We start from the raw sequence: 1,136 nt of genomic DNA on the forward strand, positions 1-1,136 counted from the left end.
GTTTTAGTTTTCTAAAATACTTTCCTCTGTATAAAAAGATTCGTTCTCTGAAATTATAGAAGTTTCTGAAACCATAGGCGACACGTTTTAATACCTTGATATGGTTGTTCAAGCATTCTAGTGGGCCATTGGAATAAGGAACACGTAAAGAGCGTTTAATTTCTTTTTTGTAATTTTTGAATGTGGTAATCACTTTATGATAAATTTGAGGCAACTTACGATAATCTTCATTGAGCAATTGAGTGAAGCAAGGGACGTTCCGTCCCTTAATAGCCGAAAGAAATAATTGATAAACGTCATAGCCTTTCTTTAGTCCCTCATCATAGGAAAGCAGGCGGTCAACAATTTCTGTCTCTGTTAGATGCGCCTTGAAAGACGGTTGCCAACGCCGATTTTCGTAATTTAGCTCCCACGCATTTTTTTGAAGTAATTTCCAATAACGTTTTAAGTGCTTGTGCTGATACTGTTCCTTTCTAAAAGTTTTCATCACTTGAATCCGGTGCTGTAAAAAGGTTCGACCGATATGTTGGCTGATATGAAAGCGATCTACCACAAGCTGCGCATTGGGGAAAAGCTCCTTAACTAAGGTCCGGTAAGGACTATAGAAATCTGTTACCACTAAACGTACAGCTTCTCTGGCCTTTTTCGGATAACGAATAAAATAGTTGCGTAAATTAGATAGTTGCCGGTTGTCCACAACGTCCAATAATTGATGTGTTTGCCCATCCATCATGACAAAGCTCATCGCTCCAGCGACTCGTTTGACTGACTTGAATTCATCAAAACACAGCACCTTAGGAAGAGTATCTGTCGGGGTAACGGTTTTGGCTTTAAAACTGCGTAAGGCTCGGACAACGGTAGTCGGGGATACGTGTTTTAATCGAGCAATAAGAGACATTGAAATGGATTTGGTCAAGAGTTCGAGAATCGCTTGTTTCACTCGGCGTGCGACAAAGCAGTGGCGATCACTGACCGTATCTTCGGCTAAAAAAGTCCGACCGCAAGCCTTACATTTAAACCGCTGTTTAACGATTCGAAGAATAGTTTTGTAGTTGCTTACGTCATTTAAGAGGATCGAAACCTTTTTCCAGCCCCATTTGATAATGGTTTGCTTATTTTCTTGGTGACAATGAAAG

General features: G+C 40.1%; 1 protein-coding gene. It reads right to left on the bottom strand.

The window, feature by feature from the left end:
- A partial coding sequence (locus tag GVJ38_RS14120) for an ISL3 family transposase (RefSeq protein WP_159723817.1) occupies positions 1–1,136 on the bottom strand: 1,136 nt, incomplete at both ends.

Source organism: Enterococcus sp. CSURQ0835 (assembly GCF_902706605.1).
Taxonomy (GTDB): Bacteria; Bacillota; Bacilli; order Lactobacillales; family Enterococcaceae; genus Enterococcus_A.